Raw genomic sequence first — 25,662 nt, forward strand, 5'->3', positions numbered from 1 at the left:
CGTTCCGGTATGCGGTACGCCGCTGCGCAGGCGTCCCACGGTTTCGCATTAGTCGGCACCGTAGCGGGTGCGGTACGCTGCTGCGCAGGCGTCCCACGGATTCGCATTGATTGGCATCGTTCCGGTATGCGGTACGCCGCTGCGCAGGCGTCCCACGGTTTCGCATTAGTCGGCACCGTAGCGGGTGCGGTACGCTGCTGCGCAGGCGTCCCACGGTTTCGCATTAGTCGGCACCGTAGCGGGTGCGGTACGCTGCTGCGCAGGCGTCCCACGGTTTCGCATTGATTGGCACCGTTGCGGGGTGCAGTACGCCGCTGCGCAGACGTCCCACTGCTTCGCATTAGTCGGCACCGTAGCGGGTGCGGTACGCCGCTGCGCAGACGTCCCACTGTTTCGCACTGGTTGGCACCGTTCCGGTATGCGGTACGCCGCTGCGCAGACGTCCCACGGTTTCGCACTGGTTGGCACCGTTGCGGTATGCGGTACGCTGCTGCGCAGACGTCCCACTGCTTCGCATTAGTCGGCACCGTAGCGGGTGCGGTACGCCGCTGCGCAGACGTCCCACGGTTTCGCACTGGTTGGCACCGTTGCGGTATGCGGTACGCTGCTGCGCAGACGTCCCACGGTTTCGCACTGGTTGGCACCGTTGCGGTATGCGGTACGCTGCTGCGCAGACGTCCCACGGTTTCGCACCGGTTGGCACCGTTGCGGTATGCGGTACGCTGCTTCACAGACGTCCCACTGCTTCGCATTAGTTGGCACCGTAGCGGGTGCGGTACGCTGCTGCGCAGACGTCCCACTGCTTCGCATTAGTCGGCACCGTAGCGGTGTGCGGTACGCCGCTGCGCAGGCGTCCCACGGTTTCGCACCGGTTGGCACCGTTGCGGTATGCGGTACGCTGCTGCGCAGGCGTCCCACGGTTTCGCACCGGTTGGCACCGTTGCGGTATGCGGTACGCTGCTGCGCAGACGTCCCACAAATTCCTCTAAAAGCTAGCTCCTGCCGAGCAAATGAAAATGCCTAATTTGGATATGATCCTCACTCAAAACCTCCCAGGCTTAGATACAGGCACATTCCCGGCCATAGTGATCGACCAATGAAGGCTTACGCGTTACCGAAGACAGATCAGATCCCAATGCTAGAGGAAGGGCACAGAAAGAAAATGTACATAGACGGTTGAGCACCCCGGAAAATCGTGTCACACCCCACGCATTATACAATGCTCCCCCCAAAGCCTTGCTGCGCCTAGCTTTGGGGGGTATACCCTGCAATGTTCGTAAACGAAACATTGCAGGGTACTACCCCCCACCAAACCAGCGTCCCGCCTGACTTCGCGGGGGTATACAGCAAGGTGATACAAAAAGAGTTAAAAACAGGCTTCTGCGCTGCGCCCTGCCTGTGTTTTATGGATGTATACAACTTTCTATGATACAAATTTGTATCTTATTTTTTACGAGAGAGGTATCAACAGTGGGACAAGTGAAAACACGCAGGCAAATTCAGTACAGGTTATCTGAAGATTTAGAAAATGCTCTGGAGGTAATGGCTGCCAAGCGAGGGCTATCGGCTAATGAATATGCAAAGAAGGTCATGGTCGCAGAACTGAATGGGTCTGGAACATCAGGGTTCAAAGCTGATACCAGCATCAAACATACACTCACAACAACCTACATTTTGGTGAACTCCATTATCTTCCAAATTATGGCTAGCAACCCGTCGCTAACTGAAGAACAGGCTAAGGAGATTGCACATACGAACATCTTCTCGAAGGCGAATGAGCACACTAAGAAAATACTCACCCTTCTTGGTATTGAGGAGTAACCATGTCGAATAAAAAGACTGAGAGAAACGCACTATCCCAGATGGTAGCTGGCTTTCAGGTGTTGTCACATTTTATACGGATGCTTCATCAAACGGTCAGTCGGTCTATAAAGTTTGTGATGATCGTATTTGTCGTTACGGCTCTTTCAGCCACCTATAAATTTTCCGATAAAACGGATTGGTATATGGGCCTGAAATATGGGTATTCATACTTGTTCGTTAAGTACTTCAACATGCCAAATGGGAAGGCAACTCTCACGCTTCCAAATGGCCGACAAGTTTCCGTAACTGACATACAAATTGTCCATTCCGAGACGATGCAAAATCATGCCGAGCAATTGATCAATAATCTGATGATTGCTTTCTGTATCGCCACAGCTTTAGCCGTCATTGTTCTTTTTGCTTTGTATAAATATCTGCGTCATCGAGGCCGGGAAGAGAGTAAGGATGAACATCTCAGAGGTGCCGAACTAACGGAGTCGCTCAATCTACTTGAGGCGGCGACAGATAGAGTTAAGGAAGATGGTAAGCCTTCACGGATTTCAATCGCGGGAATCCCATTAACAAGTCATCAAGAGAATTCCGGTATAGCCTTGGTCGGCTCCCCTGGTACCGGTAAATCTACGACGATGAGGGATATCTTGCGTCAAATGAGAGCGCAAAAAAGGAAGTGTGTTCTTTACGATATCTCTGGTGAGTTTGCGAAGCGCTTTTACAGACCTGGTATAGACATAATACTGAACGTTTTTGATGAACGGTCTGCTTCTTGGGATTTTTGGGCTGAAGGTAAAAACCCTGCTATTTACGACAAAATGGCGAAAGCTTCGATCCCTGACAGTAACAGCGGTGGTGACCCCTTCTGGACTCTGGCACCACAACTCCTTTTCTCTGCACTTCTTGAAGAATTGGCAAAGCGTAGTGAACATCCTGATGTAGAACATTTGATGAATATCATCTTAAGGATGCCTAATGAAAAGATTATTAAGGTAGTTGCAACGACTGATGCCAGAAACATTATGAATCTGGAACTTGATAAACTTGCAGGGTCGGTTCGTGCGGTTATCTCAGCCTATACACGTAATTTCAAGTACCTTTCCAAGACCAAGGGAAAACGTTTTTCATTTCGTAATTGGGCACGGAATGAAGAGTCTGACGCGTGGGTATTTATCACTGTGCGTGATGATATGAAGGACACATTAAAGCCTCTTCTTACACTAATGATTGAGTCTGCCTTGTCATCAATCTTAACGCTTGAGCCTTCCTATGACAGGCTCATAGGTGTGGGCTTAGATGAGTTTGCAACACTGCATGAAATACCCAGCATTATGGATTTCATTTCGACTGGTCGTAAGTTTGGAGCATTACCAATGCTCGGTTTTCAATCTAATTCTCAGCTAGATGTTACCTATGGGGCAATGAAAGCCAAAGTCATTATGGACTCCATTGGAGCGCTGGCAGCATTCCGAGTGAATGGGGGTGAGGGGTCGGAATGGCTTGCCAAGGAATTAGGTGACCAAGAGACAACGGAGTCTACTGAAAACACTAGCTATGGTGCTAATGACATGCGTGATGCTACATCAATAAACCGTTCAAATAAGGAACAAAACTTACTTTTAAAAAGCCAAATCTCAGGGCTGCTTGATAACCAATGTTACTTGAAACTTGGCCGAGGACTTCCAGTCGCTAAGTTAAGATTTCCTTATGACAACATGCCAGACCTACACCCAGGAATTATTGAAGCAGACTATGTTCTCGATAATGATTTTGAAAACTCTTTCAATATAGAAAACGAGAAAGATCCTGAATCTGTTATCGCGGCAATTAATCGTGATATGGATAAACGGGAACCGCAGCGGAATAAATACACTACGACTAAAAATACTGACACAGGTAAACATGCCGACCAGATTCTTGCCGAAGCAGTATCTTCCGTTCCTTCTCCCCAAAACGGGGCCATTGATAACGGAAATGTAAATCCAGTATATCAAGCGATGTTTATGAAAAAGTCTGATAGCGACACGACAGAAGAGGGTGGTTCAGAGGAAAGTGGATTTACTGATTTGAGCGCATTAGCAGAAGAACGTGAAAATAATATTGAACCCGACCATGAACAAAAAAAATTGGAATCATCATTGCCGTCAAAAAGTGAAGGAACTACGAAAAACACAGAAAAATCGATCGATATTTTTGATGGCTTCGGGAGAGGGTGATTAACATGCTTAGCGTATCAAAAGTAAAGAACACAGCTCAGGCAGCATCATATTATAATTCACCTGATCAATATTATGATAAAGATTCTGGAGGCGTTACATCCCGTTGGGGAGGAAAAGGGGCCGAAATATTAGGGCTTGAAGGGGAGGTAGGTTCGGATGATTTTAATCGCCTCTTAGAAGGCCGTATTAGCCCTGAAGTACAATTGGGAAAAATTAGTGATGGCGGGGTTATTGAACATGTTCCGGCATGGGATCTTACTTTTTCCGCACCGAAAAGTCTTTCAATCATAGCTTTGGTCGGTGGTGACTCACGATTAGCTGAAGCTCATATTAAAGCTAGCCAAGAGGCTATGCGATATATCGAGAAAGAATACGCTCTAACGAGGGTTTCCAATAATGGCAAGGCTGAATATACGAAGGTCGATAACCTGGTATATGCCAGCTATGTTCACACTGAGTCAAGAAAGCATGATCCCCAGCTGCATACGCACAATGTTGTGATGAATGCTGTTTCTGATCAGGATGGGCAATGGCGTAGTCTTGAAACGCTAAAAATGTATGAGCATCAACTGATGGGGGGATTGGTCTATCGCTCAGTATTGGCCAATCTAACGAAGAAGCTTGGATATGACATTGAGATAACCGATCATGACAAAGGTCTTTGGGATATCAAGGGGGTGCCAGAAGGCTTAATGAGCGAATTCTCCAAGAGACGAAAAGAAGTGCTTGCTACCGCCCAGCAACGTGGTCTTTTTGACTCAAAATCTATGGAGAAAGCTGCATTATTTAGTAGAGATTCCAAGACGCACCTTGATCCCGAAGACTTGCATAAACTTTGGAACCAAACAGTTATTGATAGTGGAGCTAATCTTGAGGATGTTATTTCTCGTTCCCATTCACAAGTAAAAGACCGTCTGGATAAAAATGTCTCAGCTCGTGTAGTAGTCGATTCCCCATCTAAATCTAACCCCTCAGCGGTTACCAAAAATGATTCCATAAGTGTTAAAAATCCGCGCATCAATGAACAAGTTCCACAGTCGCCGGATCCCCTACATTTGAATGGCCATGTAACAGCGGAAGAACATCCCATAGATTCGCAGCCGGTGCTGCAAGCCGCACCTACTATAAACTTGTCCGAAACAGCTTCTCCGACAATGGGGCAGGATAAAAGCGGCCCATTGCATGATAAATCGACCATCGATGGAGGTTCACCTATCCATATCACTGACCCGGAGATTGCCGCAGCGACGGATGCACAGGTGCATGAATTCTTGAGCGATGACAACCACTCACCTGCTGACATTAAACAAATTATAGATGACGTTCGTTTGTCGTATCGGGTTCTGGCAGCGGATGAAGCCGTGTTTCTCGAAAGTGATGTGATAAAAGGTGCAACCAAACTTCTGATGGGCAATAGCATGCCAGGTGACGTTGAACAGGTTTTGCGTGCGATGACTAATACTGGGGAGCTACTGCCGCGACATTCTCGCACTGGAAATTTTGAAGGTGCATTTACTACGCCTGCTGCCTTTGAGAAAGAACGTAACATGGTTTACAAGATGCTAAACGGGAAGGATTCCCGACAAGCAGTTGGCGACAAAGAGGGAATATTTGCATTTATTGCAACCTTTGAAACAGATAAATCAAAAGAAATTGGGTCACAGTTCGCTTTCTCTGAAGATCAACGAGCAGCTATTGCCGATGCTGCAACCAGCAAAGATCTTGTAGCCGCTATTCAAGGATCTGCCGGCACAGGCAAAACGACCCTTTTGGAATGTCTCATCGCCTACGGGCAGACAAAGGGTTTCAAATTCCTGGGCTTTGCGCCCACAGGTTCAGCCTCGGAAACATTGGCCGCCGAAACGGGGATTAATACTCGCACTGTTGATTCCTTTCTCTATACCAGAAAACAAGGTGAAGTCAGTACCAAAGAGGTTTGGCTGGTTGATGAGGCTAACATGGTCGGTGCCAGCAATCTGGCAGCGATGATAGAGCATGCTGAACGTAGCGATGCAAAACTCTTGCTTTTGGGTGATAAAAAACAGATGGAGGCGGTTGATTGGGGGAGACCTTTTGCTGTGCTGCAAGGTTTCAAAATGGCGACTTCCCATGTAACGAAGATTATACGTCAAAAGAATGAGCTGCTACTTGGTGCGGTCTATGACTCATTGGATAGAAATTTTTCATCTGCTTTTAGTCGGTTACGTGATTCAGTTTTTGATATTGAAAAACATGACATTGTTGAAGACTATCTCAATCTTTCAGAGCTTGAAAGGTCCAAAACATTGGTGATCATTCCCGATAACGAAGGGCGCCAACAATTTAACAGTGAGGTTCATGACCAGTTAATACAAAGAGGGTTGCTTTCGGCTGATGAAATCAGGGTACGTGGACTAATCAGCGCAAATCTAAATGAAGCAGAGCGAACAGATAACCGATTCTACAAACCTGGACACATTATTGAATTCCAACAGGACCGGGGTGAGTTCAAAGCTGGTGAATTCTGGCGTGTCATTGGTAAGGATAAAAAGAATCTAGTTCTGGTCGATGACAATGGGCAAAGCAGAAAATTTGATCCGTCCGAACTTCCGCATGATTCCAAGTTCGCTATAGATGTCTTCAAAGAGGAAGAGCTTAAGTTTTCGGAAGGCGAGAAAGTTGGTTTCAGTAAATCTCGTAAGAATCTTTCGGTGCGTAACGGCGATGAATTCAATATTACAAAAATAAACCATGCCAGCAAGGAATTTACCCTGACAAATGAAGCGGGAAAATCAATAACTCTCGATATCGATAAGTTACATAACTTGTCCCATACGTATGCAATGACATCGTATAAAGCTGAGGGGAAGACGGTTGATAGGGTCATGGCTAAGTTGGAGTCCTGGCGACGAAATCTCGTTAATGAACGCAGCTTCTACGTTGCACTCAGTAGGGCACGCCTCGATGCTCGCTTATACGTTGATAATGTTCGCGGCGTTGTCAAAGCACTGGCCAAACATGATGCTAATAAGACTACTTCCCTTACCGGTCTGTCGCATGGCGATGTGAGGCGTGCTGCCGAGTATTCTGCTCAAGATAAGACGGATACTAAACAACTTCATATGGACCTGAATCTTGCCACGCAAAAACTGGCTAATCGCCACGGAGTGTTCAGCCATACTGCTTTGCTATCTGAGACACTGAAATCAACACTCGGTACCTACGACGTTAGGAATGTAGAACAGGCAATCTACACAATGAGGTCACGCGGCGAATTAGGGCTTTCCCATATCAATCACGATAAGCCAAATAGTGAGAACTTCTATACCATGCCAACCAATATCCGCCAGGAGGCACAGATAGTCCGTCACATGTTGCAAGGGAAAGACCGATTGCCTGCGATCGCTGGGAAGTCTGTAATTAACAGGTACTTGGCTGCAAAAAAAGAGAGAGCAATACAGGGCCATGATGAACCAGTATCAGAAGCAACTAAAGTCGCACTTTTGACCATTCTCACAAGCAGGGACGAGTCTATCTTGATCACTGGTGGTGACCACAGCGGGCATCGTGATGTCATGAGGCAACTGGGGAGCACCATTGCGCAAAGTCGAGGCTATAGAGTCAGAGGTTTTTCTACGACCAGTGATGGCGTAAAGCAGCTGAAGGACACAATGAAAAGCGCAGGCAATATTTATGCGCATATTGAACAAATGGAAAAACGTGTAGCGGCAAAACAGACTTTGCATTCTGACAAAGAGCTTTGGGTGGTGGAGAACGTATCTCAGATTGGTGCTGAAAATCTTCTGCGGCTGCAACAGGTGGCCAGATATGCCGGAGCAAGAATGGTACTCGTTGCAGATCGCCAGGAAAATTCCATGAGTTGGGGGAATATTCCGACTTTGCTGTCAGAGCAAGGTATCACTAATGTTAATTTCGACCGTTCAGTCAAAAGCTTTAATCCCGAGATAAATGAGGCTACAGAAAAACTGACACAGGGAAAGATTACTGAGGCATTAAGCCATGTAAGCCCAATGGTCAGTGAAATCCGAGATAATGACAATCCGGCAAACGATAAGAAAGTCAGGCTGGAGGTTCTTGCCAGCTCGTACCTTAATCTCAGTCCAGAAGACCGTGAAAAAACGGCTGTCATCATTCCAGACTACTTCTCCAGAAACAAAGTAGACGTTCAGATACGCAATGGCCTTCAGAAACAAGGAATACTCACCGGCGCGGAACTTACATCTGGATTATACAGAAATGCCAATCTTGACCCATTTGAGAAACAAACGGCTACAAACTATAAAGTTGGCCAAGTCGTTATGTTTGAGAGCAACAGGCCAGGTATAGAAAAAGGGGCATACTACAACGTTAGCCACATCAACAAGACCACCAACGAACTTACGCTAATCTCCACTACTGATGGTAAACATGCGCTGATAAATGCTAGTGAAATTGCGGGAAGTCGTAATAATTCGGTTCAGGTCTTTCATGTTGAGAACAAGAGTATTCAGGTTGGTGAGAAACTACGTTTCACTCGCTCAGTACCTTCTGACAGCTTAGTTGCCGGTGATGGGAAATCTGTTCCGTCTAAAGCCGGTGCTGTAGTGGAGAGTATCGACGGAACTAACCTGGCTTTGCGTCTGGGTAATGGCCGACAGGTAACAGTTGATACCGATAAGTGGAAGCATCTTGAATGGGGTTACACACATAATCTGTTTAATATAAAAGATAAGCAGTTTGAGAATGTCATCGCACTAATGGAGTCATGGAAGAAACACTTCGCTACTCAAGAGGTACTTCATAATGCACTGACCAAAACCTCTGTTAATTTGAGGATCGTAACCGACGATAAACCAAAATTACTCGAGAGTCTGAGCATGTCATCGGGGTTTCGCCAGACGGCATTACAGGATAGACAAGTCTCAATTAATAAAGCAGAGATGGCCTCTTTTGATAAGCAGTTTGGTGTGGGGTTGAGTTTCGCGTCACGCGGGTTGATAAGGCTGGAATCCGCAGTCGATAAGGCCGTTACAGCTACGCAGAGTAAATTCATGGAGAAAACACGTCAGGTTGGAGAGAGGGTTCAGGCATTTAACCGTCAGCGTACTTTATAAGAATGGTTGGTAGGGCGTGTTGTTATCCGCACGGCCCTACCTCAAATATCAAAGAACTTTCATCGAGAACCTCGAGAAGATTATTAAAATGTGTTTTTGATATTGCTATTAAAAAGAGCGAGAAGTCTGTCACCACTAATAATTTCTAACTGACAGCCAGGTATGCGGTTTGATGCTTCTTTTACTGATTTTGGAGTGGTAGCCGTATGGACAAAAATCCCATTACATTGGTTTTCAACCAATAAGGCAGAAAATGCTTTCAGATGTTCCAGCCTTACGCGGTCGTTGTATCGTTTTGCCTGAATCAGCCACATGCTGCCATCATGTTGAAATCGGCCGTCAATCCCGCCATCCCCGGTATAGCGGTCATTCCGCTTAATAACAATTCCCTTTCTTTGCAAAGCCGTGAGAATAAGTTCTTCGAATGTAAATGGGTCTATTTTCTTTAAATATGCAAGTTTTTGGGCAGGATGTTCGATAGTTTTCAACTTTTGAAGTACTTTTTCGGCTGACTCTCGTTTTTTACTGTGCTTGTTTTTCTTCTTGAAAAACAATGGGTAGATGACAAATAAAACTACCATTAACCCTAGTAATAGCAGGTTTCGATTCATTAGAATTTATCTCCAGGAGAGGAACTATCGATGCCATTAGATTGACCATTAAAAAAAGAGTCATTTTGATAGCTTTCTACAGGTTTGGATTTGGACATTTTAGGAACGTCTTGTATTCCTTCGTTTTGCCCTTTTTCAGTGAACCCTTTTTTATCGTATTCATGCTGAAGCCTATATCTTCTTGGTGTGCCAGATTCCTTGTGGTTGAGACCTTTTCTGGATAAAAGCCATAACAGACAGCCACCAATGAGGGCTAAAAATATCAACCCGGCACCCAGTAGTTTTCCACTCATGCGTTTTCGTCTTCATTTGAATCGACAGCATCATTTTGCGCATGCACATTTTCTTCTGTTCTAACTGGGACGGTTAACAACACAAGGATGCATAACAGGCTGTGCGTAACCATCAGTGCGATCAAGAACGGAACGCCATCGTTGAATGATCGATATAACGTAAATAGGAATGCACATAAGAACAAAGTAAAAACATGCGCAGTATGGTTTGTAAAAGCTCTCCGAAGTGAAATATGCAGGCAAAAAAAAGCAATTAAAACACCTGCTGTTTGCTCGTTGTAAGACAAAAGCGATGGTTTTAAATACAGTATCAAGTAGTAAGAAGAGGCTAGCAGGGATGAAATTAAAGCAGCGCAGAATCCCATTACAGTCCTCCCACAAGTTTGGTGTTGGCATTGAAAGGGCGATTAACTGCGATGTTAAAAGCGAACCCAGGATGGGTATCACGGAATTCATATCGCTTTACAATATCGGAGTTTTTAGCCTTCACTGAAGACTTGAATCCGCTGTTATCGGGAACGCCACCTAATATGGCCGTGACATACTGTTGCGTCTCATAGATAGGGATCAGCTGAGTAAAGGCTGAGTTACTTATCTCACCTTTGCGAGGGTCCCCGTAGCGCTGAACCCAATTATCTACTCGTTTTGGTCCTGCGTTATAGGCAGCTAGGGCCAAAACATGGTTGCCGTTATATTTCTCTAACTGGGTTTCATAATATGCCCGCCCTAAGCGAGTGTTGTAAGTCGCATCATTCCGGTAACGCCATTCGTTCCACTCAATCCCTGCCATACGAGCAGCTTCAGGAGCGGTTGACGGCATGACTTGGGCTACACCTACAGCCCCCTTGGGCGAAGTTAGCGGCTTTCCATTTGCGCCAAACTGCCTACCTCTGCTTTCCTGATGCAGCAGCCGTGAAAATACGGGATCTGCCATAGTGTCATTGGATTCGGCAACTATGATATCTGTTGTTTGAACCTGAGATTTTGTTGAAGTCGATTGAGCGAAAACTGAGCAGCAACACAATGAAAGTAAAATTGCGGATGACATTTTTTTTGGATTCAATTGTTGAAACCTCGGTTTATTTGATGTGATACAAAAATGTATCATATAACTGTTATATTACAACAAAAGGTTGATTGTGATAATCGACTATTTGTGCAATGATCGATTAATCGAAACCAGGAAAAATGTTCTATGTGTGAAAAATTTGGACGAGAAACCAATAGGTTAATTGAGCGCATAGAGCAAACCATGTCGCGCATGAGTAACAGTAAATCTGCATTAATTAATGCATTGATTAAGCATGTAGTACATAAAGTTAAAGCCACTGAAATCACCGATATGAAGTCTTCGGCAATTTATCGAGCTAAGCGAAATCTTATACAGAATCAAGAAAAGATCATTGAATTGTCAGGTTTATACTCACCTCTTTTCGCCCGTGAAAAGACGGGTGCCGGTGAAGAGCCGTTTAGCTTGATCGTCAATATTGATGGTGAAGGGCTAAAGAGGGGATACCTGTGGTTTAGTCCAGTGCGTAAAAAGGAATATCGCCCAACTGAACTCGAATATTTTGTCCTTGATAATGATGAATTTATTCCTTATAAACTGACTGCACTGGAATAACCCATGTCAAAGAACTCTTCTATGCCAGTTTCTGACGTTGTTGCATTTCTCAATAATCTGACCCGCCGTAACAAGGTGTTTAGGGCGATGCCCATTCAACTTCTTCGTATTCTCAATGCTGACAGTCGTCGCGTTCTGGAACAACGTGAAGATGAAGAGATGGCGTTAGAGGCAGAACAAAGAGCCAGGCAGAAGATGATCGATGAGCATCTTTCACTATTGAAGAAGGATGGGATTGAACCCGATGAACTGCTCAACAATGGGCGCCCACTTAAACGGCCTTCCATTGGCAGGGTTCGTCACTACCGAATCAAGGGTGAGCTTATCTCTTACAAGGGAGTGGGTAAGTACCCGCGCAAATTGAAAGATATCGTTGAAAAAGAAGGTGAAGAAGGTTTAAAAAACTACGAAATCTCCAACGATTAAAAAATTCTAAATTTTTGTTTTGGAACTCGGCCTTTTGGCTGGTTAAGTTGCCTTCACAAACCTTTCCCCGCTATCTCTGGCGGGTTTTTTCATTCTGACCTTCCCTAACTATTGCTCCTGATAGTTCTTTCTTCCAGGTTGCTTGCAAGTAAGGTATCTGCCGGCTCCGTTCTTCTCTCTCATTTTTATACTTAATGGGACAAAAGAATTGAATTCATACCCTGATGAAAATATGAAGTAAGTCATAGCATTGAAGGAAGCAAATGCCAGCCGGGTGTTGCTAACACTTAGAAGTAATTGCAAGCGGTAGATTGGCAGCGTATATTTGATGCAACCCAACAAAAATGTTTGTACTCAGGTAACGTCAAATGTCTCCATCAATCGTTAAGTCAGAACAACATGCCCGCTATGACAGAGTGGCAAAAGAAGTTCTACGCGGTGATCGTGAGTACAAACCTGCGCCGAAATCACGCTACAGTGTCTCTTCAAAATTCTCGTCTAAGCAGCCAGTTAGTTTTGCTTGATTAGGAAGACTGCGGCAAAATGAACCATCATTCAATGATGGTTTTTTTATGTCTGAAAACGAATCAATTCCCCCATTCGAACAAGCCTATCTCCTGAATACTCAGCTCATCGCTAGTGGTGACCAGCTGCGTGACGCCGTGATCACGGTCGGCGGCCAGGCGGTACAATATTGGGTTTCCTATTTCCATGACCAGTATGGTGAAGAGTTGCCGGATGAGCGACTGGTCACCTCCATCGACGTAGATTATTCAGCAAACAAACATGATGTAAATGCCATTGCACATGCCTTACACGTTGATGTTTCATTAAACGATAAAGGCAATCCCCCCTCGGTCGCCCGGTTCTTGCTGATAGACAGCAAGACGAAAGAGATTAAGCAGGTAGATGGCAGATATTTTTCTGACCCGGAAGATCCTGAAATGGCCAACACCGTTGATGTGATTGACTGGCCAGCCGGTTTTGAATTGGGTGACTTCAGCGATAAAAAACTCTTGTTAAATACAGAACCGTTTTTAATCGCCCTGGGTGATACTGAAGAACCGGTGAAGCATGAGAAGGTGAGGGTGCTTAACCCCATTGCCTGCATAAAATCACGTTTTGCCAATTTGAAAATTTTGCGGCGGCGGCGAGACGTTGAACTGGCCAGGATCAATGCATTAAAAATCCCGTGCTTTTTCTTTATCCTGGAAATGTTCGACGAGCGTGACTTCAGGGTGGCAAGAGACCATTTTATGAATCTCTATGCTTTAGCCTGGGACGAAAACTATCTTCGTCTCCAGACTGAGCTCCGCGACGCCAAACACAATGTTTCTCTGTTGCCCATTCTTGAGAAAGTGCATGAGTATCTGGTTGCCCACTTTGACGACTTTGATGTCCCCGAGGATTTCGTTCACAAAGACCTGCCGAACCGGCTCAGGCAACTGAGTGAACGCGTTGAACGTTATGTCATTTTAGGGAACAGGGTCAAAAAAAATCAGTAAAAAAGGGCGGTCAATAATATGACTGCCCTTTTTATTAGAGTGAGTTAGCGCGAGGCTTGGCGGTTTACGAAAGTGCTATATGGCATAGCCTTTGCGCGACAACATCAGAAATGGCCCGAGATCTGGCGGGGTAAATTTCCCGCCTGCATCATCGCCAGCTTCGCCTGCTCAACGTCGTACCCGAAATTCACCTGGTGTTGGCCAGCGACATCGAACAGGAACAGCTTGGTGTACACCTCGGTGGACTTGAAGGACTTATGGCCCATCAGGGTTTGCAGGACTTTGGGGTGTATGCGGTTGAACAAAATGTGCATCGCAAAAGAGTGCCGGAAGGATTTGGGAATGATCGGCGTGATAGAAAACGTGACGCCGTCACGCTCTGCGGCATCGATAGCGCGCTTCAGCCACCGCGATATGGTATCCGGCGACACCGGCCACAGGGGTTCTTCCACTCTTATCTTCAGCGTCGCGACCAGTGAGGTCATTCTTTCACGATAGGTGGCATCCCACACCGGCACGTCTCGTACCGGCAATTCTGACTCTTTTGGCCGACCGCGACCGCGCGTTCGCTGCTTCAGCGTGGGCAATTTAATGGCGGGCATCGCCTGTTTGAACAACAGTGAAGCCGGCGTGAGTGCCAACGCCTCGTTGGGCCTGGCCCCGGTATTCCACATGGTTTCAAAGAAAGTGCGCTGACGCAGGTCGGGGAGATAGCTCAGCAGTACGGCGACCTCCGGGGCGAGCAAATACGCCGGCGCGTTGGGCGTGGACATGGCCAGCTGCCGCATCGCAAACACCCGCGCCCAGTCCGGCCCACCGACGGGCATCAGCATGGCGGGAGGGAGTATTTTCACATCATCGGGATTTTTAAAATCCACAGCATTGCCTCACAAAACTTTCTCAGATTTCACGTAGCGTTGTCATTTTGCTGACGCCGGCGAAGACATTTTTGCGCATGCGCAACTTTCACAGGCGGGTTCACCACGGCCGCCCGACGAACGTACTGGTTAGACGCCGCGCGGCATGACCGATCCGCCATTATTATGCCAGAGGATCCCGCCGTCATAATTACCCTAAATTGTACCGCATTGTGCGGAAGTTTCTTTCTATATGTCGTTTTGCCGCAGCCTTTTTTTGACGAAATTGACGGGCAGGGCGCACTAATCCCACATATAGCGAGTAGCAAAGCATAGAGGTACTACATAGGCGAAAATGACGGGGTGCGGCGTTTGCGGATCTTTATCCGTTATTCCGCAGGGAGCGGAGCGGGACGGAGTGCGGCCCGCTAACAATTGATTAATCGTTGGCAGGTGGGTTAGTACCAGGGGTATTATTTATGCGGGTCAGAGTATTAATAGATTCAACTTCTTCTGTTTCACCTAATGATTGCGGAAAAATGTGCATTTCGGGAGCTGGTTCGGTGAAACTATCAAGATAGAACACGATTGCAAAGTATTAAAAATGTAAACATCCCGTCACTAAAGGTATAATATTGCAGGGTACAGAAAAAGTTTAATCAATCGGAATATTGACATGGATAATCGTTAAAAATGGCCAGGAAGAAACGAAAAATAATTAAATTTTAAACTGGTAGAAGTGTTCTATCCCTTGTAACCATATATTGTTGAACTGTATTTATTTGAAGCATGGATATCTAAATATGAAAGTAGTAAATGGGAATATTATTGATGAGAATGGGAAGGTTATTTTTTTCTCGAAAGAGAATTTTTCTTCATATATTTGCAAAGGCAATTCATGTTTTATCTGCGGTGATGAAAGAGAAACAAAAGCGTTTAATGACGAACATGTAATTCCACGTTGGATACTTAAAAAATTTAAACTATTTGAAAGCAGTATAACATTACCTAATGGTAGAACCTTCAAGTACGGGAAGTACAAAATATCATGTTGTAAGGACTGTAATTCATTATTGGGGACCAGTCTAGAAAAAATAGTTTCCGAGGGTTTTGATGGGGATGTTAAGAGCTCTCATGCTTTCTTTAATGAGAATCAGGATATAATATTCCAGTGGATTTGCTTACTTTATATAAAAACCCATTTAAGAGACCGTTCTTTCATCTCGGACTTTAAGAAGAAAGATAAAATTTCTGACCAATATGAATGGGTAAAATTGCATCATACATATTGTATAGCCAGAAGAGTTTATTCAGGGGTCACCATAGACGAAAACGTATATGGGAGTATGTTCTTTTTTGAATGTGACACTTCAAATCTGAGTGAACCATTTGATTATATTGATTTGTATGGTACTGGAAGTGTTCTAGTAAAACTACGTGACTTTATAATCATCTGTATTATTGATGATTCTAAATTGGTTAGTAGAATAGTTGATGAATATCTAAAAAAAATAACTGGAAAGTTAAATGACATACAACTCCGTGAGTTATTCGCGAGAATTACTGAAAAAAACACACGGATAATGGATAAGCCAAAATATGTAACATCAGGAAATCTTCAAAAAAGAAAGGTACATATAAGTGCTATTGTCGAGAGGGAAATCAGAATTGCCAATTATAACAAACGGTACTTTGGGGAAATGATGTATCATCTTATACAAAATCATTTGTATACACCTGAAACGGAAGAGTCTAAAAAAACAATTCGAAAATTAGTTCGTCGTATAAAGAAAGGTGAATGGACATTCTTATTTGACGAGAAAGAAGTTTTTATAGATAACTGTGATTCCCCTATAGATGACGAAAAAGAATACCTTGATTTGTTAAGAAAAAATCTCAATTTATAAAATACCGGATTCAGGTTTGCTCTTTTATGATTAAACACAGCAAATAGCCAAGGGAGCCGGTGAACGCGGCATGCGTTGCAAAGTAAAAGGCTGGTCTGTTCTCAGCACAGAAGGCAATTCATTTTCAATGATGTAGGGGAATGGTTCATATTCTCGAAATTCTGCAATATTTTAACGTAACATGCCTTGAATTATTTCGAGGCACTGAATTTCTTCTTTTAGTTCGATTTTTCGTCAATGTGACTGAAGATTGCTCTCCTGAGCAACTCGATTGGTTCAACAACATTTGGGGTTTTATACCCCTTTGCTACCTGCGGATCTTTAGCCGCTTTGCCGCAGGTTTTGATGCAGGAAAGAAAGATGATGATGGAGGAAGGTTGTGAAAACCTCATCAGGTAAAGCCAACATCAAAATATTATAAAATGTAACGGACCCCTGGCTCAAAAGGTATAATGTTCATCTGCGGATAAAATCGAAAATCAAGGGAAAATATGACACGCGAAATCCTCAAACAAGCGGTTCAAAGTAATGAACAGCTTTTTCATTCTTTAGTAATAAATGCGATCGATTTCTTAGAATCCTCTATTGATGACCTTGATAAAAGGCCTAAGAATTCAATCGTTGATTTTTATACGGCCATTGAGCTTTTCTTAAAGGCAAGACTCATGCTTGAACACTGGACTTTAATATTAGCTGACCCTGGCAAGGCAAATAAACAAAGTTTTAGTGTTGGTGATTTTAATTCTGTGTACTTCAACGATGCGGTTCAACGACTTAAAAGTATTCTGGGTGTTAGGCTTGATGATAACATTCTAAAAAATTTTATGGCGTTAGGTGCGCATAGAAACCAGATTGTCCACTTTGCACATACTGAATATTCAAGCACACAGGCTAATAAAGCGGGCGTGGTGGCTCAGCAATGGTCTTCATGGCACCATCTGTATAATTTACTCACGGTTGAATGGAAGGATGAGTTTATTAACTTCCAGAAAGAATTAGATCGTGTACATCAGAGAATGCTAAAACAGAAGGAATTTCTAAATGCCCGCTTTAACGAAATTTCAAAAGAAATTGGTAATTTAAAGTTAAAGAAAATCAGAGTAGTGAAGTGTCGTCAGTGTGGATTAGAAGCAGGTAAGGTTAATGACACTCATAGGTGGGGTGATGATTATCAATGCCTGGTTTGCGAATCACAGGGTGTTGCAGTCGAGCAAGTAAAAGACACGTTGCCTTGTCCAAACTGTAAAGCACCCTTTGAATTTTTCAGTCCTGACAATACTAAATGTCCAAAGTGTTCTCATGAAATTACTACCAATGCATTAATCACATTGTGTCGTGACGTATATGTAACCGGTGACGACTGGTGGGAAGAAGGTGGGGAATGTATTGCAGGCTGTCATGAATGTGAGCATGATCCAAAGTCTGTATTTTATATTGATGGCCAATGGAGCTGCGTTTCGTGTTTTGACAGAGGGTGGTCAGCGATTCACTGTCCACATTGTGAAGAATACGTAACTGGCGATATGAAGACTATTGAGTACTTCGCATGCTATAAATGTGCAGATGAGCAGCGGAAGTTTATTCTAGCTGAGGCTAGACTTTCATAGTGAATTAAAAATAAATTTTAGATTTCTTGTTTCTAGAATTTTATAAACAACTGATATACAAAAATAAGGTGAAAGCATGGGAACAATAATTTCTTTGACGGTTTCTGATATTATGCTGGACGCGAGCAAGAATTGCATGGGATCCGATCACGGTGTACTGTTTCAGAAAAGCGACCATGTAGTGCTGCCTGAATACTTCGAAGAACTAGCAAAGGGGGAGGAGCCAAGTGAAGAACAGGCTTTGAGTTTTACCGTCCTGCGTAAGACATTAGCGGAGGTTGCGGACCGAGTCGAGCTGTTGGGGTTCAGTTTAGATGTTATTCGCTTAGAATACGACACATTAGTCAAGCATATTACACAAGGCCGGGAGGAGAACATTGAATGCTACCCTAAAGATTATGAACCATTAGGAGTGCTCTACACCTTTGATGAATTCCAACATTTTCTAAATCAGTATTCTCTGAGCGATCTGAGCTCAGAAAATTTCGAAATAGACTACCAATATCCTGAAAGAAATATGGAGTTAATAAAAAACAAATTTCCGCAATCTGTAATTAAAAAAATACCGAATTTTGATCCATACAATTATACTTTTTGGTCTGAAAAATCCGCATTTGGATGCATAATTAATATTCTTCATCCGTATTCGCTAATTCGACTATTGAGTGAAAACAAAAAAAACAGAACGGAATTCGTAGAATGGGACTATGGTAAGATCGTTTCTAATGGTTGGGTACATATTGAAGAAATAAAAACAGGGGTTAGACGTGAAGAGTCTTTTCTTATCGCAACGGAAGGAACATCAGACGCCCATATTTTAAGTAAAGCCTTTAAGCAGATAAAGCCTGGTGTTGCAGACTTCTTTAGGTTTATTGATGTAAAGGCGCGTCATCCATTTCCAGGAACTGGAGGATTAGCGAAGTTTGCAGAAGGTTTGGTTAAAATTGACGTCCAAAACCAGATTGTATTTGTCCTTGATAACGATAGTGAAGGCGTTGATGCTCTTAATAAGATAAATGCAATGATTCTCCCTGATAATATGGGTTGCATGTGTCTACCTGACCTTCCTGAGTTTGAACGGTTCCCCGCGCGCGGTCCAGGTGGACTTGCAATAGCTAATATTAATGGCCAGGCAGCTGCAATTGAATGTTATTTGGACTTAAATTTCGGTGAGTATGATACTCACTTCATTCGCTGGACTAACTACAAAGAGGACATTGACTCCTATCAAGGTTCACTGGATAAAAAAGAGTATTACGCCAGAAAGTATCTTAACGCTACAGATCATAAACTTATCAATAATGAATATGACACTAGCAAATTAGAGGCTCTCCTTAAGGCGGTTATCGGTACATGTGGTAGAGTTGCTGGCAGGGTACGTTGTGACAAGATCAAAAACTATTACCCTAATCTATGGACAGAAGAGAAAGTCTAATTTATTTACTGGGCTTAGTAAAATTTGTTGCTTAGAAATATTTTTCATGATGCTTTTATTATTTTGCATCAAGAAGTTAAAAATTAATTCTCTTCACCCCAGAGGGGAACAGGTTCCTCTAATTGTTCAGTTTGGCTTTATTTAACATAATAATGATTATGTGCGCTAAACCTGTAACGCCTCAATAGTAATGTCCGCCTGTAGCTCAATTCACGTGACCGCGATATGGTGAGTTTCACGGAGTCGTTTTTCATCAGTAAAAACTACCGGGAGATTGCCATGTACGCAGAAAGCTCAGGAATGTTTACCTTGAAAGAGATCAATCGCGTCAAAATTATCCAGGATGTCATCGAGCGCCGGATGACAACGCACCGGGCAGCTGAACACCTCGGGATCAGCGACAGACAATGTCGCCGGCTTCTGGTGCGTTACCGTGAAGAAGGTCCGCTCGGTATGGCCAACCGGCGACGTGGCATGCGTGGTAACCGGCAGCTCAAGCCCGGACTTGCCGATCAGGCTCTGGAACTTATCAGGACACGTTATGTTGATTTCGGTCCGACACTGGCGCAGGAAAAACTCGCAGAGCTCCACGGTCTGCTCCTCGGTAAAGAGACCGTGAGGCGTATTATGACGCACGCTGGTCTCTGGGTTCCCCGTAAACAGCGGGCAGCCAGGATCCCTCAACCCCGTTACCGGCGCCCATGTACTGGTGAGCTGATACAAATTGATGGCTGCGATCATGACTGGTTTGAAGGCCGTGGCCCGGCCTGCACGGCTCTGGTCTACGTTGATGATGCAACCAGCAAGATCATGGAGCTTTTGTTCGTCAAATCAGAGTCCACGTTCTCTTATTTTGAAGCCACGCGACGCTACATCGACAAACACGGGAAACCACTGGCGTTGTACAGCGATAAAGCAGGTGTTTTTCGTGTGAATAACAAAAATGCGACCGGCGGTGATGGCCATACGCAGTTCGGTCGGGCCATGCACGAGCTGAGCATTCAGACCATCTGCGCCGAAACCAGTGAGGCTAAAGGTCGCGTCGAACGCGCGCATCTCACGCTGCAGGACCGTCTGGTGAAAGAGCTCCGGCTACAGGGGATCAGTTCAATGGAAGCGGCCAATGCATTTGCCGAAACGTACCGTGCAGATTACAACCGGCGCTTTGGTAAAATCCCGAGACATGATTTTGATGTTCACCGCGCCGTGGAACACGATGAAGACCTGGACCTGATATTCACTGTTCGCGAGACGCGAAAGGTCTCAAAAGCATTGACCATTCAATACGATAAAATGTTGTATCTGATTGAAGACAGCGAATACAGTCGCCGTGCCATTGGTAAGTACATTGATGTGTATCATTACCCCGATGGGCAAAAAGAGCTGCGTCTGAATGGCGTGGTTCTTCCCTGCTCTACCTACGATAGGCTCTCTGAAATCGACCAGGGTGCCATTGTTGATAATAAACGTCTCGGCAGAACACTTGAGTTTATCCGGCTGGTACAGGGCAACCGTGATGACACCCGTTCGCAGTCCGTTCCTGCCGGTGATGGCCCTTCCCGACGACGTTCCAGAGCGGCCGGGAAAAAGACACAGCGTGCACTGAACCAGGATGACATGCTTGATGCCCTGAAACAGCTTCAGTCGCGTTCAGAGCAAATCTTTGGCAAAAAGCCAGGCTGATACAACCGTTATTCATTTAACGTGGCGATAAGTGAATGATGTGCTTACCAGATAATAGTCTCTGGCCAGACCCAGTCCGTATTATTCATGGTATTCAGCATTTTTGTATCCGGCTTTTCACGGGCATATTTGCTCCAGAGTGAATCAAAGGAGCAAAGAATCTTATCCAGTTTTTCTTTTCTGTTTACAGGTGACTGGCTGATGAAATAACAACACCGACTGTCAACGCTGTCCTCAAGCCATTCAAAATCAGAATCTGACACGCTGCTGGCCATTTTTATCACCACTTCTGCCCGGTTACCCGGCAGAAATTCGTGTAAAGCGGACTCCAGAATATGCTCGAATGCATACATAATGGATAACTGTTTTTTATCTGTCTGGATGTAACTCATTGAACGTCTGAGAATTGAAGACTGAAGCAAGACCAGTGGCCATAACAGTTCCACGCCATAAAGCTGATAGGTATCTCCTTCTTCATACTGATACTGCTCAGCACGACGACAGCCTTCTCGGGCTTTGCGGACGTCATAGGCCAGGGCCAACATAAAGCCATCTTTAATCTTTATCAGAGGACTTTCTTCCACAACGTAATGGATAAATTGGTGTAACTCATCCAGTGCTGCCGTATCCCCCCATAAAATAAAACCGGCATTATTTGGTGTTAATTCAAATCGGAACATAACGTCCATCTTCACATTGTTTCAGTATTAAAAAAGACTATCAGTAAAGATTACATTCAGCATCCGATACTAAACAAAATATTGTGATTAATTTGAAGGGAACATGATTAATGGTCATTTGAATTGAGCCAGATAACGGTCAGTTTAATTGAGGTTTGACAAAACCATTGAATTATAAACGTTATTATTAAAGCGATAAAGCGTCCTTTTCACAGTTTGATTACTGATTTTACCTTGAACTTCCTATACACTTTACATTATGATTTCACAATTATCAGATGTAATTGTGTCTGATACTGGGATAGGCGGCGAATAACGGGGCGTTGTACGACCGCCTCATCTCCTACCTTCCTGTTTTCACTTTATTTATGTGTTTTGCGTGTCAAAACGCATTAAATTTAGTTTAATTATAAATATTTAAGCTATTCATCTCAATGAGGATGCGTAATGCCACTGTTCGATAATGAAACTCGATTGATTTTAGAAATGTTGTTTGACGATGCAGATAAAAAAACCCATACATTGTACTCTCAAAAATTACTAGCTGACGAAAATAGTTGTACAGTTAATTTGACTTCGTTGATTCATCAGAACTTTCCAAAATCTTTACCATTTCACATTAATACATATTCTCAGAAACTCACTAAGTCCGCGGAAGAGGCGTGGGGTGTTGATGCAATAATAATATTGATTGATCATGAGATAGATGTAGGGAAAATAATTTTATTTGAAGCAAAAACAAAACGGCATAATTGGGACTATATTAAACCAAATTCTAATCCACCTGTCTCTCATTTTTCCACGCAATTAAAAAGACAAAAAGTACCTCAATCGAAAGGCTATGTTGTATGGGAGCAGTTTTATAGCGGTATATCAAAAGCTAGTAGTCAGCCTTTAAATGGTGGGGCTTCCTCTTGTGTATTGCATGAAATAGCTCTGCATGTAAAAGGCGATCCTACTTACGCTAGCATTTGGAGCGACTCTGATATTAAATCATGCTGTAATTATCAAATTTCTAAAAATTACCCAATAAGTATGGGGGGGCTCGTCTTGCTCGCTTGCGAATGTCAAATTGGAACGCCATTCACTTCAAGCGAGATAATTACTGAGTTAGCGATAATGCCCCATATTGAAAATGCTTTACTCATCGAAAGATCTAGCCCAGAAATGAATAATGATCTCTCTGAAGCACTTAGAAAAAAATTTGGCAATGGTGATGTTTACAAGAGAAAATTCAAAAACTAATTTGCTATATGAAAAACGGTAAAACCGTGCTCTACAGGCACGGTTATTTATATTTTTAGGGGAGTAAAGTTTCAAATTCTTACTATTGGAATATCACTCCACCGCGTTGTATAGGCCGGCGAAAGCATTTCTCTTTTCATTTTCCAACTCTTATCGATCCCCTGCCCGGCAAACCACACCTTCCCAAGCCCTGATTGGTTGATGTGATCAACAATGTGCATCAGCTGCTTGCTGTTTACTCTTGGAGGAGTTTCATCAAACATGTCGATTTGACCTGGCCGATTGCAAAAGTCGTTTAGCACAATTCCTGCCTTCTGATAACGATAACCATCCTGCCAGATTTGTTCCAGTGCTTTCATCGCTGCTGCAACTATATCCCGTGTGTCCTGCGTGGCCAGCATCAGGATCTGATTGGCATTGTTACCGTAGTAAGGTTCGTCGGCGTAGGGGCTGGTACGAACGAATACGCTTACGTGCCGGCAGTATTGCCTTTCTTGGCGGAGTTTCTCAGCGGCACGTTCTGCGTACTGACAAACGGCTTGTCTCATATCTTCGAGCTGCGTGATGCGTTCGCCGAAGCTGCGACTACAGATAATCTGCTGTTTGGCCGGTAGTTCTTCCACCGAAATGCAGGAGGTGCCATTAAGTTCTCGAATCGTTCTTTCTACGAGGGGTCCGCTTGGAAAAAGGAAATTATCCTACGTTAAGCGTTTTAAGCTTAACGGGAGGTTTCGCTCCATTGAGCGCGAACCCCTGACCGTAAGGGATGTACGGAACGATCCCACTGTCCGTTAATGGTTTCGCTTACTTTCGTACACGTTATCTACATGCTGTACGCAATCGTTCGGTTTCGGACGTTTAAGTCACATGCACGTTAACTGTCGGTATTCATCGCCTCACTAGAACTACTCTGCTAGTTCATCATGTTCTTCGAGAGCATATTCAAAATCGGCAACAAGCAAGAAATTTTCTATCCTATAAGCCTGATTTAACTTAATTCGTTGGTATCTTTCGTTCAATAATCGCCATGCTGTTTTCCGTAGTACCATCGGTACGGATTCATCTTTTAAAGTACGCATGAGCACAGAACAGGTTGTCAGAAAAGCAGCGTCCTTACGTTTTCGGTAATACGCATCAGTCGAACAAACCGCAATGATCTCGATTGATTCAGGGTGATGACAGATAGCATTAACCGTAGTTTGTTCATGTATCTGTGCCTTGAGTTCAGCCTGAATTTTTGATTGATGATACATAGCCTTGAGATAGCTAAACATGATTTCCCCATCAAACAGTAAGTCGTGTCAATTCCTAGAGTTAACACATTTCTGACCATGACTCACACGTTACGTTCAGTCGGTAGCCATCTGTGAAAATAATGCGCTTAGCGTAGGATAATTTCCTTTTTCCAAGCGGACCCCTACGACTACGCCAAACGTCCGTTTCATCAGGTGTAGGTTTGCATCGGCTAGCTGTAGCACAGTCTTTATGCCCATCGTATTAAGCTTCTCCGTCAGCTTTCGGCCAATACCCCATGTTTCTCCGACCGGTAAAAGTGCCATCAGCTTTCTCTGACGTTCACGGTCACTCAAATCTACGACCCCTCCTGTTGCCGGCCAGGTTTTTGCTGCGTGATTTGCCAGCTTCGCAAGTGTATGAGTTTGCGCGATGCCGATCCCACAGGTCAGTCCCGTTTGTTTTAGCACCGTTTCTCGGACGCGCTGGCCAAAAGTTAGGAAGGACTCGCAGGAATCGATGCCAGTCACAGTCAAAAAAGCCTCATCGATCGAATATGGCGTTATCTCGGGAGCCAATGACTCTAAAATTGTCATTATTCTGGCACTCATATCGCCGTACAGTGCGTAGTTAGAGCTGAAGCAGGATACCTGGTTTTTTTTGATGATTTCCTTAGCCTGGAAGTAAGGGGCAAAGCGTTTAATGCCGAGCTTTTTGGCTTCTTTGTTGAGGGCCACAATCGCGCCGTCATTATATCTGAATGAAACTAACAATTAGTTATTAATAAACTAATGATTTTAAGGAGTATTTAACTACTAACTTTTATTATTTTTTGTATCGGTGGCCTGACCTGCTCCCCGTTGATTACATAACGGCGCGTTAGTACATAAGGCCCTGTCACAGCACCTCAAAAGTTCCAATTTCACACTGGCAAAAACTATTATATTATCTGGCACCGCCCAGTCGCTTAGCTACGGCACCGCCCATCGCTATGCTATTGATTAACAATCACGAGGTTGATCATGCAGCATCTTGTCACATTTGGTCGTATAGCAACCGTGTTACCTGTTAAAAACATCATGATTTCCAAAGAGTTTTATATCAATGGACTGAATTTCAAAGATGTATTTGAAAATGGAGATCCTGTGGGCTTTATGATAATAAAGCGTGAAGAGGCTGAACTACATTTGACTCTCCAGCCACAGCACAAAGCTGCTTCCTATCCTATCGCTCATCTTCTTGTTGATGATGCAAATGCCTTATATACTCTTTGTCAGGAAATTGGTGCCAAGATTGTTAAAGGCATACAAGATAAAGATTATGGTATTCGGGCATTTGTTTTCGCTGATCCGGATGGAAATCGTATCGATGTGGGGCAGATTCTGGTGAAATAATTAAGATCAGTTTTATACTCGAACCGGTCGCCTAC

General features: G+C 44.1%; 23 protein-coding genes and 1 pseudogene. 13 read left to right on the plus strand and 11 right to left on the minus strand.

The features are described from left to right. Positions 1–340: 340 nt before the first annotated feature. From ACZRKO_RS21525 to ACZRKO_RS21535, 3 genes are read right to left on the minus strand one after another with little or no spacing between them, the layout of a single operon-like run. Positions 341–517 carry a hypothetical protein gene (locus ACZRKO_RS21525; RefSeq protein ID WP_414058659.1) on the minus strand — a complete coding sequence of 59 codons (177 nt, stop codon included), beginning with the start codon at positions 515–517 and terminating at the stop codon, positions 341–343. Then, entirely contained in the window at positions 517–693 is a 177-nt protein-coding gene (locus ACZRKO_RS21530) for a hypothetical protein (protein WP_414058660.1), read from the minus strand. Before ACZRKO_RS21530 ends, ACZRKO_RS21525 begins: the two co-directional genes overlap by 1 nt. A gap of 58 nt (positions 694–751) precedes the next feature. Next, positions 752–928 carry a hypothetical protein gene (locus ACZRKO_RS21535; RefSeq protein WP_463739282.1) on the minus strand — a complete coding sequence of 59 codons (177 nt, stop codon included), beginning with the start codon at positions 926–928 and terminating at the stop codon, positions 752–754. 542 nt (positions 929–1,470) lie between these two features. Between ACZRKO_RS21535 and ACZRKO_RS21540 the strand changes: the two genes are divergently transcribed. From ACZRKO_RS21540 to mobF, 3 genes are read left to right on the plus strand one after another with little or no spacing between them, the layout of a single operon-like run. Then, positions 1,471–1,821, plus strand: a complete 351-nt coding sequence (locus tag ACZRKO_RS21540; protein WP_413531368.1) for a hypothetical protein — start codon at positions 1,471–1,473, stop codon at positions 1,819–1,821. Positions 1,822–1,823: 2 nt separating this feature from the next. After that, a complete protein-coding gene (locus ACZRKO_RS21545) occupies positions 1,824–4,031 on the plus strand; it encodes a type IV secretion system DNA-binding domain-containing protein (RefSeq protein WP_414058662.1) in 2,208 nt (735 codons plus the stop codon). Positions 4,032–4,036: 5 nt separating this feature from the next. Beyond that, positions 4,037–9,127, plus strand: a complete 5,091-nt coding sequence (mobF, locus tag ACZRKO_RS21550; protein WP_414058663.1) for a MobF family relaxase — start codon at positions 4,037–4,039, stop codon at positions 9,125–9,127. A gap of 83 nt (positions 9,128–9,210) precedes the next feature. Here mobF and ACZRKO_RS21555 read toward each other — a convergent pair whose 3' ends face one another. The 3 genes from ACZRKO_RS21555 to ACZRKO_RS21565 form a co-directional block, all read right to left on the minus strand. Next, the gene (locus ACZRKO_RS21555; protein ID WP_414058664.1) at positions 9,211–9,738 is read right to left on the minus strand and encodes a restriction endonuclease; all 528 of its coding nucleotides are present in this window, start codon (positions 9,736–9,738) and stop codon (positions 9,211–9,213) included. Continuing rightward, a complete protein-coding gene (locus tag ACZRKO_RS21560; RefSeq protein WP_414058665.1) occupies positions 9,738–10,031 on the minus strand; it encodes a hypothetical protein in 294 nt (97 codons plus the stop codon). The genes ACZRKO_RS21555 and ACZRKO_RS21560 overlap by 1 nt, the downstream gene beginning before the upstream one ends. 364 nt (positions 10,032–10,395) lie before the next feature. Beyond that, on the minus strand, positions 10,396–11,094 hold the full coding sequence (locus tag ACZRKO_RS21565) for a transglycosylase SLT domain-containing protein (protein WP_413531365.1): 699 nt from the start codon (positions 11,092–11,094) through the stop codon (positions 10,396–10,398). A gap of 132 nt (positions 11,095–11,226) precedes the next feature. On the opposite strand from ACZRKO_RS21565, the gene ACZRKO_RS21570 reads away from it, so the two are divergent. The 3 genes from ACZRKO_RS21570 to ACZRKO_RS21580 all read left to right on the plus strand — a co-directional run bounded on the left by ACZRKO_RS21570 (position 11,227) and on the right by ACZRKO_RS21580 (position 13,586). Continuing rightward, positions 11,227–11,655 (plus strand): hypothetical protein, encoded by a 429-nt coding sequence (locus ACZRKO_RS21570; RefSeq protein WP_119823618.1) that lies wholly within the window; start codon positions 11,227–11,229, stop codon positions 11,653–11,655. Positions 11,656–11,658: 3 nt separating this feature from the next. Next, positions 11,659–12,081, plus strand: a complete 423-nt coding sequence (locus ACZRKO_RS21575) for an H-NS family histone-like protein (RefSeq protein WP_119823616.1) — start codon at positions 11,659–11,661, stop codon at positions 12,079–12,081. A 572-nt stretch (positions 12,082–12,653) separates the two neighbouring features. Then, on the plus strand, positions 12,654–13,586 hold the full coding sequence (locus tag ACZRKO_RS21580) for a hypothetical protein (RefSeq protein WP_414058666.1): 933 nt from the start codon (positions 12,654–12,656) through the stop codon (positions 13,584–13,586). Between the two features lie 104 nt (positions 13,587–13,690). Here the strand turns inward: ACZRKO_RS21580 and ACZRKO_RS21585 are convergent, their stop codons facing one another. Continuing rightward, the gene (locus tag ACZRKO_RS21585) at positions 13,691–14,464 is read right to left on the minus strand and encodes a tyrosine-type recombinase/integrase (RefSeq protein WP_414058667.1); all 774 of its coding nucleotides are present in this window, start codon (positions 14,462–14,464) and stop codon (positions 13,691–13,693) included. A gap of 782 nt (positions 14,465–15,246) precedes the next feature. Between ACZRKO_RS21585 and ACZRKO_RS21590 the strand changes: the two genes are divergently transcribed. The 5 genes from ACZRKO_RS21590 to ACZRKO_RS21610 all read left to right on the plus strand — a co-directional run bounded on the left by ACZRKO_RS21590 (position 15,247) and on the right by ACZRKO_RS21610 (position 21,075). Then, a complete protein-coding gene (locus ACZRKO_RS21590; protein WP_414058668.1) occupies positions 15,247–16,350 on the plus strand; it encodes a hypothetical protein in 1,104 nt (367 codons plus the stop codon). Between the two features lie 140 nt (positions 16,351–16,490). Continuing rightward, the gene (locus tag ACZRKO_RS21595) at positions 16,491–16,733 is read left to right on the plus strand and encodes a hypothetical protein (protein ID WP_414058669.1); all 243 of its coding nucleotides are present in this window, start codon (positions 16,491–16,493) and stop codon (positions 16,731–16,733) included. A 108-nt stretch (positions 16,734–16,841) separates the two neighbouring features. Next, positions 16,842–17,957 (plus strand): hypothetical protein, encoded by a 1,116-nt coding sequence (locus ACZRKO_RS21600; protein ID WP_414058670.1) that lies wholly within the window; start codon positions 16,842–16,844, stop codon positions 17,955–17,957. Between the two features lie 76 nt (positions 17,958–18,033). Beyond that, entirely contained in the window at positions 18,034–19,392 is a 1,359-nt protein-coding gene (locus ACZRKO_RS21605) for a HEPN/Toprim-associated domain-containing protein (RefSeq protein ID WP_414058671.1), read from the plus strand. Between the two features lie 279 nt (positions 19,393–19,671). Beyond that, positions 19,672–21,075 carry an ISNCY family transposase gene (locus ACZRKO_RS21610; RefSeq protein WP_414058672.1) on the plus strand — a complete coding sequence of 468 codons (1,404 nt, stop codon included), beginning with the start codon at positions 19,672–19,674 and terminating at the stop codon, positions 21,073–21,075. Positions 21,076–21,119: 44 nt separating this feature from the next. Here the strand turns inward: ACZRKO_RS21610 and ACZRKO_RS21615 are convergent, their stop codons facing one another. Further along, positions 21,120–21,755, minus strand: coding sequence for a DUF6904 family protein (locus ACZRKO_RS21615; protein WP_414058673.1), 636 nt, complete (start codon positions 21,753–21,755; stop codon positions 21,120–21,122). Between the two features lie 447 nt (positions 21,756–22,202). On the opposite strand from ACZRKO_RS21615, the gene ACZRKO_RS21620 reads away from it, so the two are divergent. After that, entirely contained in the window at positions 22,203–23,000 is a 798-nt protein-coding gene (locus ACZRKO_RS21620; protein WP_414058674.1) for a hypothetical protein, read from the plus strand. A gap of 71 nt (positions 23,001–23,071) precedes the next feature. On the opposite strand, the pseudogene ACZRKO_RS21625 reads toward ACZRKO_RS21620, so the two are convergent. The 3 genes and pseudogenes from ACZRKO_RS21625 to ACZRKO_RS21635 all read right to left on the minus strand — a co-directional run. Beyond that, a pseudogene (locus tag ACZRKO_RS21625) lies at positions 23,072–23,671 on the minus strand (DinB/UmuC family translesion DNA polymerase); the annotation flags it as partial. A gap of 234 nt (positions 23,672–23,905) precedes the next feature. Next, complete coding sequence (locus tag ACZRKO_RS21630) at positions 23,906–24,274, minus strand: hypothetical protein (RefSeq protein ID WP_032242306.1); 369 nt, start codon at positions 24,272–24,274, stop codon at positions 23,906–23,908. A 75-nt stretch (positions 24,275–24,349) separates the two neighbouring features. Further along, a complete protein-coding gene (locus ACZRKO_RS21635) occupies positions 24,350–24,970 on the minus strand; it encodes a Y-family DNA polymerase (RefSeq protein WP_414058675.1) in 621 nt (206 codons plus the stop codon). 285 nt (positions 24,971–25,255) lie between these two features. Between ACZRKO_RS21635 and ACZRKO_RS21640 the strand changes: the two genes are divergently transcribed. Beyond that, positions 25,256–25,627: a VOC family protein gene (locus ACZRKO_RS21640; RefSeq protein WP_413531357.1), complete on the plus strand. Its 372-nt coding sequence runs from the start codon at positions 25,256–25,258 to the stop codon at positions 25,625–25,627. The last annotated feature ends 35 nt before the right edge of the window (positions 25,628–25,662 follow it).

Source organism: Ewingella sp. C233 (genome assembly GCF_055407225.1).

What these genes read in the sequence shown, in the direction of transcription:
- ACZRKO_RS21525 (WP_414058659.1), bottom strand. Translation starts at nt 517, where the DNA reads ATGCGAAGCAGTGGGACGTCTGCGCAGCAGCGTACCGCATACCGCAAC.
- ACZRKO_RS21545 (WP_414058662.1), top strand. Translation starts at nt 1,824, where the DNA reads ATGTCGAATAAAAAGACTGAGAGAAACGCACTATCCCAGATGGTAGCT.
- mobF (WP_414058663.1), top strand. Translation starts at nt 4,037, where the DNA reads ATGCTTAGCGTATCAAAAGTAAAGAACACAGCTCAGGCAGCATCATAT.
- ACZRKO_RS21555 (WP_414058664.1), bottom strand. Translation starts at nt 9,738, where the DNA reads ATGAATCGAAACCTGCTATTACTAGGGTTAATGGTAGTTTTATTTGTC.
- ACZRKO_RS21560 (WP_414058665.1), bottom strand. Translation starts at nt 10,031, where the DNA reads ATGAGTGGAAAACTACTGGGTGCCGGGTTGATATTTTTAGCCCTCATT.
- ACZRKO_RS21570 (WP_119823618.1), top strand. Translation starts at nt 11,227, where the DNA reads ATGTGTGAAAAATTTGGACGAGAAACCAATAGGTTAATTGAGCGCATA.
- ACZRKO_RS21575 (WP_119823616.1), top strand. Translation starts at nt 11,659, where the DNA reads ATGTCAAAGAACTCTTCTATGCCAGTTTCTGACGTTGTTGCATTTCTC.
- ACZRKO_RS21580 (WP_414058666.1), top strand. Translation starts at nt 12,654, where the DNA reads ATGTCTGAAAACGAATCAATTCCCCCATTCGAACAAGCCTATCTCCTG.
- ACZRKO_RS21590 (WP_414058668.1), top strand. Translation starts at nt 15,247, where the DNA reads ATGAAAGTAGTAAATGGGAATATTATTGATGAGAATGGGAAGGTTATT.
- ACZRKO_RS21595 (WP_414058669.1), top strand. Translation starts at nt 16,491, where the DNA reads ATGGTTCATATTCTCGAAATTCTGCAATATTTTAACGTAACATGCCTT.
- ACZRKO_RS21600 (WP_414058670.1), top strand. Translation starts at nt 16,842, where the DNA reads ATGACACGCGAAATCCTCAAACAAGCGGTTCAAAGTAATGAACAGCTT.
- ACZRKO_RS21605 (WP_414058671.1), top strand. Translation starts at nt 18,034, where the DNA reads ATGGGAACAATAATTTCTTTGACGGTTTCTGATATTATGCTGGACGCG.
- ACZRKO_RS21610 (WP_414058672.1), top strand. Translation starts at nt 19,672, where the DNA reads ATGTACGCAGAAAGCTCAGGAATGTTTACCTTGAAAGAGATCAATCGC.
- ACZRKO_RS21615 (WP_414058673.1), bottom strand. Translation starts at nt 21,755, where the DNA reads ATGTTCCGATTTGAATTAACACCAAATAATGCCGGTTTTATTTTATGG.
- ACZRKO_RS21620 (WP_414058674.1), top strand. Translation starts at nt 22,203, where the DNA reads ATGCCACTGTTCGATAATGAAACTCGATTGATTTTAGAAATGTTGTTT.
- ACZRKO_RS21630 (WP_032242306.1), bottom strand. Translation starts at nt 24,274, where the DNA reads ATGTTTAGCTATCTCAAGGCTATGTATCATCAATCAAAAATTCAGGCT.
- ACZRKO_RS21640 (WP_413531357.1), top strand. Translation starts at nt 25,256, where the DNA reads ATGCAGCATCTTGTCACATTTGGTCGTATAGCAACCGTGTTACCTGTT.